We start from the raw sequence: 13,707 nt of genomic DNA on the forward strand, positions 1-13,707 counted from the left end.
ACCCCCGGCGTGCTCGTCAGATGCGCTCGTAGACGCGGACATAGTCCACGTACACGCGATGCGGGAACAGGCTCATGTCCACGCCCTGGCTGCCCCCCCACGAACCGCCGATGGCCAGGTTCAACAGGAGGTAGTGAGGCTTGTCGAAAGGCCACTTCGTGCTCGTCCCCTCGTTGAGGAAGGTGAAGTACTTCACCGAGTCCACGAAGAAGTCGATGCGATCCGGAAACCACTCGATGGCGTAGAGGTGGTAGTCGAGCCAGGGCGAGGACGCCTGGGTACTGCCGCCCCGCGGACCCGCGGAGGAGCCGTGGTAGTAGAACGGCGTGTGGACGGTGCCATGGATGGCGGTGGGCTGGTAGCCGACGTTCTCCATGATGTCGATCTCCCCGCACGCCGGCCAACCGACCTGGTCGATGTTCGTGCCCAGCAACCAGAAGGCTGGCCACGTTCCCTTGCCAGTGGGCAGCCGGGCGAACACCTCGATGCGACCCTGGAGGAAGCTCTTCTTGCCCTTGGTGACGAGGCTGGCCGAGGTGATGTCGTGCCCGTTCCAGCCATCCTTGCGAGCCTCGAGGATGAGCTGACCATTCTCGCGCCGGGCGTTCTCCAGGCGGCCCTGGGTGTAGTACTGGAGTTCGTTGTTGCGCACGTAGCCGACCTCGTAGCCCCAGCGCGTCGGATCCGGCGGACCCGAGCCGTCGAACTCGTCCTGCCAGACCAGCCGCCAGTTCGAGGGCGGGGGCGTGCCCGTCTTCACCGCCAGCAGAGTGGGCGCCTGCTCGATCCATTGACCATCGGCGCCCTGGTGACTGGTGAAGACCTTCCAGGTGCCCGCCTGGTCCAACGTCCGCGTCGCGGACAACGTGACGGATTCCCCTGGCTGGAAGGTGCGCCCGTGGATCGCGGGCGACAGATCCGCCTGTGAGCCATCGGGCCGGCGAGCCGCGATGACCAGCGTCTGGACGGAGAAGGGGGTGGTGCCGGTGTTCTGGTACGTCACCGTGCCCTGGAGGAGCTCGCCCACGAAGGGAGCGCTCGTGTTGAGCGCCAGGGGCCTGGTCATGCTCAGGCGGCTCGTGGCGGGCGCCAGGAGGGTGAGGGTGCGCGGTGCTTCCTCGTGCCACGCACCACTGCTGTCCTGCCAACTGGCGAAGAGCTTCCAGGTACCCGGGGCATCACTGGCGGAGAAGGTACGGCCGGCCGTCAGCGAGAGCGTCTGGCCGGGCGTCAGCGTCCGCGTCCCCGTACCGGGCGAGAGGTCCGCGTAGCCTCCCGTGGGCGTCCGCATGGCGATGGCGAGGTTGGCGATGACGAGATTCTGGCCCGTGGTGTTCTTGTAGGTGACGGAGCCTTCGACGCGCTCGCCCTGGAGGAAGGCGACCTTGTTGAGCGACAGCGGCGCGCTCACCTCGAAGCCCGCGAGCGATTGCTCGACCTGGACCAGGGACTTCTCCTCCGCGCTGCCCCCACAGCCCACCGCCCACAGGACGGCGAGCATCCGGACCCACTGAAACCTCATGACTTGACTCCTCGTGCGGTGGCGACGGGTACCCGGCATGCGACAACCGCGTGCGAGCGGAGGCACTTCCAGGAACTCGAAGAATATACTCCATCCGAGTAAAACCTGTAAACGCACCCAACATCCGCTCCCTTGGGAACGGGCCATCAAGAAGACCGCTGCCACCACCACCGCACGAGCCACAGCCCGAGCGCTGCCCAGAGGGCAATGATGATGGCGCCAGCGATCCAGTTCGTCTCGCGCGGGCGCGCCTCTCGAAGGGCCCGCTCCCGGCATTCCGCGAGCACCGTCGGAGGGATGAGCCGGCGGACGAGCAGGATGCCCAGCGGGAGAAGAATCAGGTCATCGAGGTAGCCCAGGACGGGGATGAAGTCGGGAATGAGGTCCACGGGACTCAGGGCGTACGCGACCACCGCCGCCGCCAGGAGCTTCGCGTACCACGGCACCGCGGGGTGCCGGACCGCGAGGAGCAGCGCCACCACCTCTGTCTTGAGCGCCCGGGCCTTCTGCTTCCACCGCTCCAAGGCCTTCATGGAGGCACCCTCGCCCCCTGAGTGAGATCCGCGCACCAGCAAGACAAGGCATCGCCTGGGTGCGCGGACACGCACCAGCCCCACGGGCCCGAGAAAGACGCGTATCCTCGCGGGCTCACATTCCTCCGCCGAACTCTCCGTACTGTGAGGCCCAGGTCCTTCGGTGCAGGGGAATTCATGTCGTTACGAGTCGAGGAGCAACTGCTGGCGTTGACCGCGGGCACGGCCTTTCAGCTCGTCTGGGAGGGGCTCAAGGGTCTGAGCAGACGCATCGCCGACCATGACAGGGTTCGACGGGGAATGCATGCGTACGCCCGGAACTTCCTGGAGCGGTACGGGAACATCAAGGTCCTCAACATGGATCAGCCTGTTCCCTTGAGGGACATCTACGTGGCCGCCCAGGCGATTCCTCCGCGGGCCATGAAGAGCTTCTGCTCGGTGGAAGAGCTGCACAAGTTGTTCCTTCTGCGAGGCAAGCGCTTGTCCTGGCCGAAGGCGCATCCAGGCAGCAGGACAGACTGCCTGGAGCATTCCAACAAGTCCCGCTTTCTCAACGTCCTCGGTTGCCCTGGGGCGGGCAAGTCCACCTTCCTCCGCCGGCTCGGCCTGGAGGCGCTCCTACCGCGACGAACCTGGAGCGCCCCCTTGCTCGAATCGCTCGGCCGCGGACCCGACCTCGGCGCCATTGAACTCAGCCGCTACGAGCACGACTGCCTTCCCGTCCTGATCGAGCTTCGCCGCTTCCGCACGGATGCGATCGATCTCACCCCACTCATCCAGAACGAGTTGGCGATCTGTGGCCTGCCCGAGTCCGGCGAGCTGGTCAGAACACTCCTGGAGGAAGGACGCCTCCTGCTCCTCCTCGATGGCGTGGATGAGGTCCCCGACTGTCAGCTCGACAAGGCCATCTCGCACATGAGTGACTTCGTGGACCGCTACAGCGGCAACCGCTTCGTCATCTCGTGCCGGACCGCTTTCTACAAGGGTTACTTCAGCCGCTTCGAGGATGTGCTCCTGTCCGACTTCGACGACCAGCAGGTCGCCAGCTTCGTCCAGAACTGGTTCCGTTCCGACACGGATCGCCAGTACCGGCTCTCCGAGGAGTTCTTGAAGTTGCTCGGGGAACCCGCCCACGCCTCCGCCAGGGAACTGGCCCACACGCCCCTGCTGCTGACGTTTCTCTGCCTCACCTACGATGACCGCCAGCGCCTGCCCGCCAACCGGAGCGAGCTCTACCGGCAGGCGCTGGAGATTCTCATGGAGCGGTGGGCCGCCTCCAAGCGCGTCCACCATGAGCCCATCTACCGGGAGCTCCATGCCAGGATGGAAGTACAGATGTTGGCCGAGATCGCCGCGCCAGCCTTTCACGACAACCGCTATTTCTTCACCCGCCGGGAGCTGACCGAGTCCATCACCCACTTCCTCCGCGAGGAGCTCAATGCGCCCAAGCACCTGAATGGAGACCAGGTGTTGCAGGCCATCGAGGTCCAACAAGGACTCATCGTTCAGCGGGCCCAGGACGCCTGGTCATTCTCGCACCTCACGCTGCAGGAGTACCTCACGGCCATCTGGCATGAGGACCCCCAGCGGCTCGCGGAGCTCGTCCGCACGCGCCTGTTCGATGCGCGCTGGCAAGAAGTCTTCATCCTCCTGGCGGGAGCGGTCCGCAAAGCGGATGATCTGTTGCTGCGGATGCAGCAATCCGCCGAACAGCATTTGGGGAATGCCGTCCGGCTCGTGCGCTGGGCGAGCAGCAAGCACGTGCCCCTGGACGATGCGGAGCAGACCGCGGCCCGACGTGCCTTCGCCATGGCCCTCGCCTTCGACATCAGCCAGGCGATAGACCTCGACCGCATTCTCGCCGAGGAGTTCGACCCCTATCGCAAGTGCGACTTCTCCGTCTCCCTCATCATCAACCGGATCGAGGCCCGCGGCCTCGGTTTCGACTTCAATCTGGCTCGCGACCTCGTCCGCGAACTCGGCTCCAGCCACGACATCGCCTACGACTTCAACCTCGACTGCAGCTACATCTGGGCTCAGGCCAAGGGCCGGGCCCGGGACTTCTTTGTCAGGCACGCCCGGTGTCTGATCAACGCCTTCGCCGAACTGGCTTCAAGCCGGGTCCTCTCGGGGAAGTGGGATGAGGTGGAACCGCGGGTGCAAGTCCTACGTCATCAACTGAGCTGGAATGCTTCGTTCCAAGATGTACTCAAGACGTGGAGACAGCTCTTGGGGCTCTTCGTCAGGACGCTGCAACTCTCCCCTGAGCCACGCGAGCTGGTGGAAGGCAGGGCCAGGCTCGAAAAATACCTGTCGGCGTGCCTGCTGATCGTCCATTGCAAGGACGCGGCGATGCGCGTCAGCCGCTCGGTCTGGGAGGAGATCTGCCTGCGAATGCTCAACCCTCCGGCGTAGTCGCATCCACCCTCATGCGCCTCACCTTCCGGAGAAGTCGCGCACCAGCGCCACGACCCGATCCACCTCGGCGGGCTGGATGTAGAAGTGGGGCGAGAGGCGGATGCGGCCCCGGCGCAGGGAGAAGCTCACGAGGTTCTCGGTGAGGTGCGTGGCGAGCGCCTTCACATCCCCCCGAGGAGGCAGGAAGGTGAGGATTCCCGCGCGGTGCTCGGGGGTGGGGCCGGTGGAGCACCCCAGGGCACGCAGCTCCGCGTCCGCGTGGACGAGCAGCTCGCGGATGCGCGCCGCGACGGCGTCCATCCCCACCTCCAGCAGCAGGCCCAGGGCGGCGTGGAGCGCGTAGATGCCCGCGTAGTTGTGGCTGCCCTCCTCGAACTTCCTGGCATCCGGGCGCAGCTCGAAGTGGGCCTCGTTGAAGTTCCAGGCGTCGGTGGTGGATCGCCAGCCGACGAGCACGGGCCGCACGCGTGGCAACACGTTCCGGTCCACGTAGAAGAAGCCGATTCCCGCCACGCCAATCATCCACTTGTGGCTGTCGGCGCTGAGGAAGTGGATGCGGCACTTCTTCACGTCCACGGGGATGCAGCCCACGCTCTGGATGCCATCCACGCAGAAGAGGACGCCCGCGCGCTCGCACAGCGCGCCAATCGCCTCCAGGTCCGTGCGGTAGCCCGAGGCGAACTGCACGGAGCTCACGGCGACGAGCCGGGTACGGGGAGTGAGCGCGGCGGCCACGGCCTCGGGGGTCACCCCGCCCTCGCGCGCCTCGATCTCCCGCACGATCACACCGCGGTCACGCAGGTGCAGCCAGGGGTAGACGTTGGAGGGGTACTCGATGGACGCGGCGACGGCGACCTCGTCCCCGGGGCGCCAGTCGAGCCCCTCGGCGACGAGGCCGAGCCCATGCCCCGTGTTGCGCACGAAGGCGATCTCCTCGGGCTCGGCGCCGATGATGCGGGCGGCGAGCGCCCGGGTGGCCTCGGTGCGCGCCTCCCAACCCCGCTCGTAGCGCACGCCGTGCAGCAGCAGATCCTCCGACCACTCCCGGATGGCGGTGGCGGCCCGCTGGCTCGTGGGCGAAACACCCGCGTGGTTGAAGGCGAGCTGCTCGCGCACGATGGGGAACTCGGAGCGGTAGGCATCGAAATCAGGGGACGGAGCCATGCCCGCCACCCTACTCCGCCCCGGCTCAGGCCGGAATGTCCGAGAGGTCCCGGGGCTCCACGCGCGGGCGCACGTTCATCTCGTGCCGGAAGCGGGAGGACGCCTCATAGGCCGTGCGCCGCACGCGCATGATGGAGCCCAGGGGGCGATGCGCCTCGATGCAATGCCAGGGGTTGAAGGACAGCACGTCATCGGCGTAGACGCGGCGCGCGGGGCTGTAGGCGTCCTGACGAGGCAGGGAGATCCTCGCGATGGGCTGGTGGGGCGACAGGCGCTCGGGCCACTCGACCGAGGCGTCCTCCACCGGCATGCGCTCCAGGTCCGTGCAGAGCTGGGCCCTCAATTCGTACTCCGCCGGGTGCGAGTCGAAGAAGGCGGTGACGAGGTCGCGCACGCCCGAGGACGGATCATCGATGTCGAGTTCCCTGCCCGTGAGCCGCCGGAGCTCCGGGGACAAGGGGGCGGCGCTGAGCTTCGCGATGTGGTCCCCGAAGCGCAGCGCGGCCATGCTGTGGAACGTCTCCCCCAACGGATGGGTGTTGCGCACCGCCAGCGCCTTCACCGTCTCGTTGTGGACGCCGGCCAGCCCCAGCACCTTGTGGGCACCCCGCGCGAGCGTGGAGGTGAGCTGCTTGGAGAACTCGGAAGCGGAGCCACGGCTCTCGGCGAACCGCTGGACCTTCCAGTAGGCGGCGACATCCCCGAACGGGATGACCGGATGATTGACCAGCAGCCAGTCCTGGGTCTTCTCGTCCCGGTGCTCCGGCAGGACCTTGTTCCCCTCCACCCCCAGCATCTTGATGGCCATGCCCCGCTGGGTCGCGATGCGATCGCTCTGCAGGTCTCCCGGCGCCGAGGAGAAGCGCACCACGATGGGGTAGCTGCGCGGCTCGGCGAAGACGCCCTGGCGCAGGTGCTCTGGCAGACCGTCGAGCACGGTCAACGTGCCAACGAGCACCCCATGGCTCTTGGCGTGCGCGTCGCGCTGGGCATGGCGGTGGCGCTCGAAGTGAGCGCGGTTCACCCGTCCCATCGACGCGACGATCTTCTGGATCAGCGCGTCCTCGTCCGCCTGGCGGACCTCCACGGAATCGGTGTAGCGAATGTAGTGCGTCATCTCGGGCTTGCCTCCACTCCTCGGGCCAGGCGGCAGAGTGGAGGAACCCGCGGCGGAACTCTGTCGCGGCGGCGACAGAGCCCCGAGAAAGCTACTTCGCGGCCTTCGCCTTGGGCGCCGGGTTCTTCGTCCACTGGTCCAACCAGCCCAGCACCTCCTCGTGCCACTGCAGGCTGTTGGCGGGCTTGACCACCCAGTGGTTCTCGTCCGGGAAGTAGAGCAGCTTGGAGGGGATGCCCCGGCGCTGCAACACGGTGAAGGTGGACAGGCCCTGCGTTTCCACCACGCGGAAGTCCTGCCCGCCGTGGATGACCAGCATGGGCGTCTTCCACTTCGCCACGTGATCGATCGGGTTGTGCTTGGTGAAGTTCTCGGGCTTCTCCCACGGCGTGCCCCCGTGCTCCCACTCGGGGAACCACAGCTCCTCGGTGTTGAAGTACGCCAGCCGCTCGTCGAGGTTGCCGTCGTGGTTCACCAGGCACTGGAAGCGCTCGGGCTCCTGGCTCGCGAGCCAGTTGATCATGAAGCCGCCATAGCTCGCGCCCAGCGCGCACACCCGGCCCGCGTCCATGAAGGAGTAGCGCGCGAGCGCGGCCTCCAGCCCCTTGCGCAGATCCTCCAGGGGCTTGCCGCCCCAGTCCCCGCTGATGGAGTCGGTGAAGGCCTGGCCGTAGCCCGTGGAGCCGTGGAAGTCGACCATCACCGCCACGTAGCCCCGGCCCGCGTACGCCTGCGGGTTCCACCGGTAGTGGAAGTGGTTGCCGAAGCTGCCCTGGGGACCACCGTGGATGAGGAAGGCCACCGGGTACTTCTTCTTCGGATCGAAGTCGACCGGCTTCACCACGAAGGCGTGCACCTTCTCGCCATTCCAACCCGGGAAGGAGAACTGCTCGAAGTCACCGAAGCGGATGCGCGCCAGGGCGTCCGCGTTGACGCGCGTGAGCTGGCGCGGCTCGCTGCCATCCGCGCGCATCACGTACAGGTCCGCGGGTGACTTGAGATCATCGCGCAGGAAGACGACGCGACCATCCGGCAGGGGCCGGGGATCGGAGCAGCTTCCCTGCCCCATGAGCGTGCGCACCTGGCCGCTCGCCACATCCAGGGAGAAGACGGGCTGCTGCCCCGTGTCTCCCGCGGTGGCGAGCAACGACTTGCCGTCCGCGCTCCAGGTGAGCGCGCCCACCGAGCGATCCCACGACTCGGCGAGGACGCGCTCCGGGCCATCCGGCCACGAGCGCAGCACCACGCGCAGCCGGTCCGCCTCGAAGCCCGGGCGCGACATGGCGAGGTAGGCGAGCGTCTTGCCATCCGGGCTGAACACGGGCTGGGTATCCGTGGCGCGGTTCTTCTCGGTGAGCTTGCGCGGCTTGCCGGGGCGCTCCACGGACGCGAGGAAGAGATCCAGGTCCGTGCTCCACGCCTCCGTGCGGCCCGCGTCGCGCGCGGTGAAGACGAGTCCCTTGCCATCCGGAGTGAAGGTGAACTCCTCCGGGCCGCCGAAGGGCTTGCTGGGGCCGTCCGCATCCATGCCCGCCATCACGTCACGCGGGGCGGCGGAGCCATCCACCGGCAGCACGAAGAGGTGCGAGCGCCGACCATCCGCCCAGGTGTCCCAGTGCCGGACGAAGAGCTGATCATAGACGCGGCCCGTGCTCTTCTTCTGCGCCTGCTCCTTCTGGCGCTGGGGGGTGCACTCCAGCGTGGGGCAGTCGGGGAAGACCTCCAGGGCCACGGCGAGCATCCGGCCATCGCGCGACAGGCGGAAGGCGCTCACGTCCAGGGGCAGCTTCGTGACGGCGCGCGACTCCCCTCCGTCCAGAGGCAGGAGGAACACCTGGCTCGAGCCGCCCCGCGAGGAGAGGAAGTAGAGGCTCTGGCCATCGGGGCTCCAGGTGGGCTGCCCCTCGCTCTCCGGGGTGAAGGTGAGCTGGCGCGGGGACGAGCCGTCCGTGTTGACGAGCCACAGATCGGTGCGGCCGCGATTGGCCTCCAGGTCCGTGGTGCGCAGCACGAAGGCGATGCGCTTGCCATCCGGAGACACGCTTGGATCCTGGATCCGGCGCATCATCACCTGATCCTGGACGGTGTACGGCTGAGGGGCGGTGGGCGCGGCGGTCAGGGCGAGCGCCGCGAAGAGGGAGAGGGTCAAAGGGAATCCTCCGTACGGGTCAACCCGTCACGCCCCGGGACCAGGCCGGGGCGCGCGGCGACGGGACGGTGCCCGGTTCGACTCCCGGTGTCCACCGCTCTCGCACTCACCCACGGGCCGCGCGCGTGCGGCCCTTGTCTCCCCGTCCGGAGCGGACCTTGGACGCGCGCTTGCCCCCGGCCTTCGAGGGCGCCTTCTTCGACGACTTCTTCTTCGAGGAAGAAGTCTTCTTCGCGGACGCCTTCTTCTTGGGCTCCTCCTTCTTCAGGGGAGCGAGGATGGTGCCCCGGCAAGCGGGAGCGCCACAGCGGCAGACGTAGAGCGCCTCCTCCTCCGGGCCCATGTCCTCGGTGCGCTCGTAGCCGTAGTCGTAGCTGAGCTCCTCGCCCACGGCGATGTCGCGCAGGGCGTAGATGTAGATGCGCTCGTCCTCCAGGAAGGCCTGGCAGTTGGGAGCGCACGAGTGGTTGATGAACCGGGCGTCGTTGCCCTCACGCGCCGCGTCGATGACCGTGTCGTCGTCCACGCTGAAGAGGAAGGTGTGGTGGCGCGCCATGGCGCTGTCGTCGTAGCGCTCATCCGCCTCGTCCTGGGTGATGCGCTCGCCGAGGTACTCGATGATGCGCTCGCCCTTCTTGATGGGACGCGTGGCGAAGGCGCCCTGGCCCTGGATGGACGAGGGCCGCAGCGCGAAGGGCTGGACCGCGGGAAGGGAGGACTTACGGGAGGTGGGCTTCTTGGGGGAGGGAGCTGGCATCGGGAGAAAGTAGAGACGCGCTGGACTGGGCGCGGTAGGGTGCCTCGGTCGGACTTCTGAGGAAAGAAAGGCGCTCGACGATGCGTCTGTGGCTCATTCTCGGCGCGGCAAGCGCGTTCCTGTCGGTGGCGGCGGGAGCTTTCGGTGCACATGCCCTGCGCACGAGGCTCCCTCCGGACATGCAAACCATCTTCGAAACAGGCGCGCGTTACCACATGTATCACTCGCTGGGACTCATCGCGGTCGGGCTACTCGCGCACCTGCGGCCTGGCCCCCTGCTCAACGGCGCGGGATGGGCCCTGGTGGTGGGCATCGTGCTCTTCTCCGGCAGCTTGTACGCCCTGGCGCTCTCCGGCGTGCGCGTCCTGGGCGCCATCACCCCCCTGGGGGGCGTGGGTTTCCTCGTGGGCTGGGTGCTGTTCGCCATCGCCGCCTGGCGCCAGGGCTGAGTCCGCCCCTCCGCTTATTTCCGGGGACCCGCACCGCCAATCGGCTCGGCCCCCTCGCTCCGCTCCCCTGCCTGCTTTCCAGAGAGGTGCCAGGCAGGTGCATCCGCCCCGGGTGATCACCACCGTACAACTGGGAGGACGCACCATGGCGGACGAGCCCGAGCGGATGGAGGACGAGCTACGACTGTTGCGTGAGCGACGACACCGGGCCCGGTGCACCCGGAGCTACGCGCTCTTCCTGGAGAAGCTCGGCGAGCGGAGCGGCCTGCCCAGGGAACAGGCCCGGCGGGCACTGGTGTCGGTGTTGTGCGCGCTGGAACGACCCCTGCGTCACGTCACGGCGGATGATCCGCGGGCGTGGCTTCCCCTGAAGCTCCAGGAAGTACTCCAAGGCTGTCCTCGCCAAGGAGACGACGTCCCCGGACCCTCGGGTCTGGAGGCGTTGCTCCAACGCGTGGAAGCGGACATCGGGGCGGACCGGGCCCGGGCGGAGAGCGTGACCCGGGCGGTCCTCGCCACCCTCCGCGCCTGTATCACCGAGGGTGAAGCCCAACAGGTGAGCGACGCACTGCCCGCGGACATGCGGGCACTCTGGGCGCGAGCCTGCTGACCTCTCCCGGACAACCCCTGCGAAGGAGCCGTCGATCATGAAGACCCTCAAGGACGTGATGACGCGCGAAGAAGAAGTGCTCGAGCCCCGCGCCACCCTGCGGCAGGCCGCAGAGATGATGCGCCGGCTCGACGCCGACAGCCTCCCGGTGTGCGAGAACGGCAAGCTGGTGGGGCTGGTGACGGACCGGGATCTCGTGGTGCGCGGCGTCGCCATGGGACACGACGTGGATGTCTCCCGGGTGACCTCCGTGATGAGCGAGGACATCGAGGGGTTCTCCCCCGACACCCCCGTGGAGGAGGCGATGCGGAGGATGGAGGACTCGGCCCTGGACGAACTGTGGGTCGTGGACGAGGAGCGCCACCTGCTCGGCCGCGCGTCCCGGAGCGTGCTCTTCCCCGACGTGCCCCATGCCCCCACGCCGCGCGAGCTGGAGGAGTTCTTCGGCTCCGGGGCCTCGTGGCACTGAGCCCCCCGCGGCGGGAGCATGAGTCAGGTTTTCTTCCAGTGACTCTTCCCATCAGGTAGGGTCCCGCCACCCGAGGGGAGGGCCCCGTCCAGGGATTCGGGTACCCTTGTCCCGCGTGGGAGCGCACCCCATGGACGAAACGCCACAACCCGGTCTCGGCACCCGCCTGAGGATGGCCCGGACCCGATTGGATCTCACCCAGGAGCAGGTGGCCCATGCCGTGGGGTTCGTCCCCACCGTCTACGGGCGCATCGAGCGGGGGGACATGCTGCCGAGCGTCCCCAAGCTCCGGGAGTTGTGCGTCGTCCTGGGCATCTCCGCGGACATGCTCCTCGCCCTTCCGCCTCCGCCTTCCGGTCCGGACGAACAGGAACAGGCCGAGGAGGAGCTCGAAACGCAACCCGCTCTCCGCCGACTCGCCATGCTCGTGCGCGCCCTGCCCCCACCCCGCTTCCGGCTGTTCCGGGTGGCGCTCCAGACGCTCCTCGAGCCTCCCGAGGCGGAAGAACCCGGCGAGTCCTGAGAGTCCGGCGGGCCACGGACATGCCCCCACCTTCCGCTACCCGGGCGCGTCGACTGCCCATCCGGTCAGGCTCGTTTGGACGTCTGGTCGTCATTCAGACGACAGAAGGCAGAAGGACTGGCCTGGGTCTGCGTCCCGATAAACGGTAAAAAAGCGACCGTGTCCGACCTGCCGGTTAGCCCGCCCTCCGCCGCCCCCTCGCCGTCTTCCACGCTCTCCCGAGTCGATGTGCTGGCCGTGGATGACACGCCCGCGAACCTTCGTGCGCTGGAGGTGTTGATGGCTGATCTCGGCGCCAACGTCGTCACCGCCGCGTCGGGCGACGAAGCGCTGCGCCTGCTGCTCGAGCGGGAGTTCGCCCTCATCCTGCTGGACGTGCAGATGCCCGGAATGGACGGGTACGACACCGCGTCACTCATCCGCATGCGCGAGCGCACGCGGCACATCCCCATCATCTACATCACCGCGTTCAACCGCAGTGAGGTGAACGTCTCGCGCGGCTACGAGCTGGGCGCGGTGGACTACCTCTTCAAGCCCATCGTTCCGGAGATCCTCCGCACCAAGGTGGGCGTGTTCCTGGAGCTGCATCGCAAGAAGGAGGAGGTGCGGCGGCAGGAGGCGCTGCTCAGGCAGGCGGAGAGCCGTGCCCACGCCCAGCAGCTCGCCGAGGCGCGGGCACACTACGAGCGCTCCCTTCTGCAGCAGGAAGTCGAGCGCGAGCGCAAGGTGTCCGAGGCGCGCGAGCAACGCGCCCAGGAGCTCGCGAGGTTGGTGAAGGAGAAGGAGCAGGCCCAGGCGGAGCTGTCCGCGGTGGCACGCGAGCGCGAGCAACTCATCCTCGCGCTGCGCGAGGCGGACCGCCGCAAGGACGAGTTCCTCGCCATGCTGGCCCACGAGCTGCGCAACCCCCTGGCCCCCGTCCGGCACGCGCTCGAGGTGTTCCAGCTGCGTGCCCCGCAGGATGAGATCCTCCAGCGTGCCTTCGCCAGCGCGGATCGCCAGGTGAGTCACATGACGCGGCTGGTGGATGATCTGCTGGACGTCAGCCGCATCACCCGGGGCAAGGTGGAGATCCGGCCCCGCCTGGTCACCTTCAAGGAGATCGTGGATGGAGCCATCCAGGCGTGCGATCCCTTCATCCAGCAGCGCCACCACGTGCTGAGCGTGAGCCTGCCCGAGGAGCCGCTGATCCTGAACGTGGATCCCACCCGGATGACCCAGGTGGTGGCCAACCTGCTGCACAACGCGGCCAAGTACACGCCCTCGGGCGGACGCATCGAGCTGACGGCCCGGCGCGACAACGGAGAGCTCGTCCTCTCCGTGCGAGACAACGGCGTCGGCCTGCGTCCGGAGATGCTCCAGCGCGTCTTCGAGCTCTTCGTGCAGGTGGATCCGGGCAGCGACCGGGCCCAGGGAGGACTGGGGCTCGGCCTCACCCTGGTGCGCAGCCTCGTGGAGATGCATGGCGGACGCGTGAGCGCGCACAGCCAGGGCCTCTCCCAGGGCAGCGAGTTCATCGTGCGCCTGCCGCTGCCCGCCGAGGCCACCGCGCCCCTGGCGCTTCCCAACCTGTTGAAGTCCGCCGCCTCGCTCAACCCGGCCCTGAGGCCGCTGAACATCCTCCTCGTGGAGGACAACCCGGACATCCGCGAGACGCTGCGCGATCTGCTCGAGCTGCACGGCCACCACGTGGAGGAGGCCAGCGACGGGCGCGCCGCGGTGGAGCTGGTCCTCTCCCAGCGTCCCCAGGTGGCGCTGGTGGACATCGGCCTGCCCGAGCTGGACGGCTATCAGGTGGCGGAGCTGGTGCGCGCTTCCGCCGGTGGCGCCGACACCCGCCTCGTCGCCCTCACCGGCTACGGCCACCCGGAGGATCGCAAGCGCGCACTCGCCGCCGGCTTCGACGCACATCTCGTGAAACCCGTGTCCTCCGAGGACCTCTCCCAGGTGTTGAAGCGGTTGTGCAACGCCGCCTGAGCCCCCATCCATGCCTCGT

12 protein-coding genes are annotated in these 13,707 nt (G+C 67.8%); 6 read left to right on the top strand and 6 right to left on the bottom strand.

The annotated features are described in order from the left end of the window. Positions 1–16: 16 nt before the first annotated feature. Both CYFUS_RS37445 and CYFUS_RS54705 read right to left on the bottom strand, forming a co-directional pair. The gene (locus CYFUS_RS37445) at positions 17–1,522 is read right to left on the bottom strand and encodes a glycoside hydrolase family 16 protein (RefSeq protein ID WP_198316278.1); all 1,506 of its coding nucleotides are present in this window, start codon (positions 1,520–1,522) and stop codon (positions 17–19) included. Between the two features lie 146 nt (positions 1,523–1,668). Continuing rightward, positions 1,669–2,055, bottom strand: coding sequence for a YkvA family protein (locus CYFUS_RS54705; RefSeq protein ID WP_095989556.1), 387 nt, complete (start codon positions 2,053–2,055; stop codon positions 1,669–1,671). A gap of 177 nt (positions 2,056–2,232) precedes the next feature. Here CYFUS_RS54705 and CYFUS_RS37455 point away from each other — a divergent pair, with 177 nt between their 5' ends. Then, positions 2,233–4,470 (top strand): NACHT domain-containing protein, encoded by a 2,238-nt coding sequence (locus CYFUS_RS37455; RefSeq protein ID WP_157758879.1) that lies wholly within the window; start codon positions 2,233–2,235, stop codon positions 4,468–4,470. A gap of 21 nt (positions 4,471–4,491) precedes the next feature. Here the strand turns inward: CYFUS_RS37455 and CYFUS_RS37460 are convergent, their stop codons facing one another. The 4 genes from CYFUS_RS37460 to CYFUS_RS37475 form a co-directional block, all read right to left on the bottom strand. Then, positions 4,492–5,637 (bottom strand): aminotransferase class V-fold PLP-dependent enzyme, encoded by a 1,146-nt coding sequence (locus CYFUS_RS37460; RefSeq protein ID WP_095989558.1) that lies wholly within the window; start codon positions 5,635–5,637, stop codon positions 4,492–4,494. 25 nt (positions 5,638–5,662) lie between these two features. Beyond that, positions 5,663–6,754 carry a catalase family protein gene (locus CYFUS_RS37465; protein ID WP_095989559.1) on the bottom strand — a complete coding sequence of 364 codons (1,092 nt, stop codon included), beginning with the start codon at positions 6,752–6,754 and terminating at the stop codon, positions 5,663–5,665. Positions 6,755–6,845: 91 nt separating this feature from the next. Then, on the bottom strand, positions 6,846–8,903 hold the full coding sequence (locus tag CYFUS_RS37470) for an alpha/beta hydrolase family protein (protein ID WP_095989560.1): 2,058 nt from the start codon (positions 8,901–8,903) through the stop codon (positions 6,846–6,848). 106 nt (positions 8,904–9,009) lie between these two features. After that, a complete protein-coding gene (locus CYFUS_RS37475; protein ID WP_095989561.1) occupies positions 9,010–9,660 on the bottom strand; it encodes an SET domain-containing protein in 651 nt (216 codons plus the stop codon). A gap of 80 nt (positions 9,661–9,740) precedes the next feature. On the opposite strand from CYFUS_RS37475, the gene CYFUS_RS37480 reads away from it, so the two are divergent. From CYFUS_RS37480 to CYFUS_RS37500, 5 genes are all read left to right on the top strand, one after another. Further along, positions 9,741–10,109 carry a DUF423 domain-containing protein gene (locus tag CYFUS_RS37480; protein ID WP_095989562.1) on the top strand — a complete coding sequence of 123 codons (369 nt, stop codon included), beginning with the start codon at positions 9,741–9,743 and terminating at the stop codon, positions 10,107–10,109. A gap of 145 nt (positions 10,110–10,254) precedes the next feature. Then, positions 10,255–10,719: a DUF2267 domain-containing protein gene (locus CYFUS_RS37485; protein WP_095989563.1), complete on the top strand. Its 465-nt coding sequence runs from the start codon at positions 10,255–10,257 to the stop codon at positions 10,717–10,719. Between the two features lie 37 nt (positions 10,720–10,756). Next, positions 10,757–11,188 carry a CBS domain-containing protein gene (locus tag CYFUS_RS37490; protein WP_095989564.1) on the top strand — a complete coding sequence of 144 codons (432 nt, stop codon included), beginning with the start codon at positions 10,757–10,759 and terminating at the stop codon, positions 11,186–11,188. A 130-nt stretch (positions 11,189–11,318) separates the two neighbouring features. After that, positions 11,319–11,711: a helix-turn-helix transcriptional regulator gene (locus tag CYFUS_RS37495; protein WP_095989565.1), complete on the top strand. Its 393-nt coding sequence runs from the start codon at positions 11,319–11,321 to the stop codon at positions 11,709–11,711. 237 nt (positions 11,712–11,948) lie between these two features. Continuing rightward, positions 11,949–13,688: a response regulator gene (locus CYFUS_RS37500; protein ID WP_269770288.1), complete on the top strand. Its 1,740-nt coding sequence runs from the start codon at positions 11,949–11,951 to the stop codon at positions 13,686–13,688. Positions 13,689–13,707 lie beyond the last annotated feature (19 nt).

The sequence above is a fragment of the Cystobacter fuscus genome, from assembly GCF_002305875.1.
In the GTDB taxonomy this organism is placed as follows: Bacteria; Myxococcota; Myxococcia; order Myxococcales; family Myxococcaceae; genus Cystobacter; species Cystobacter fuscus_A.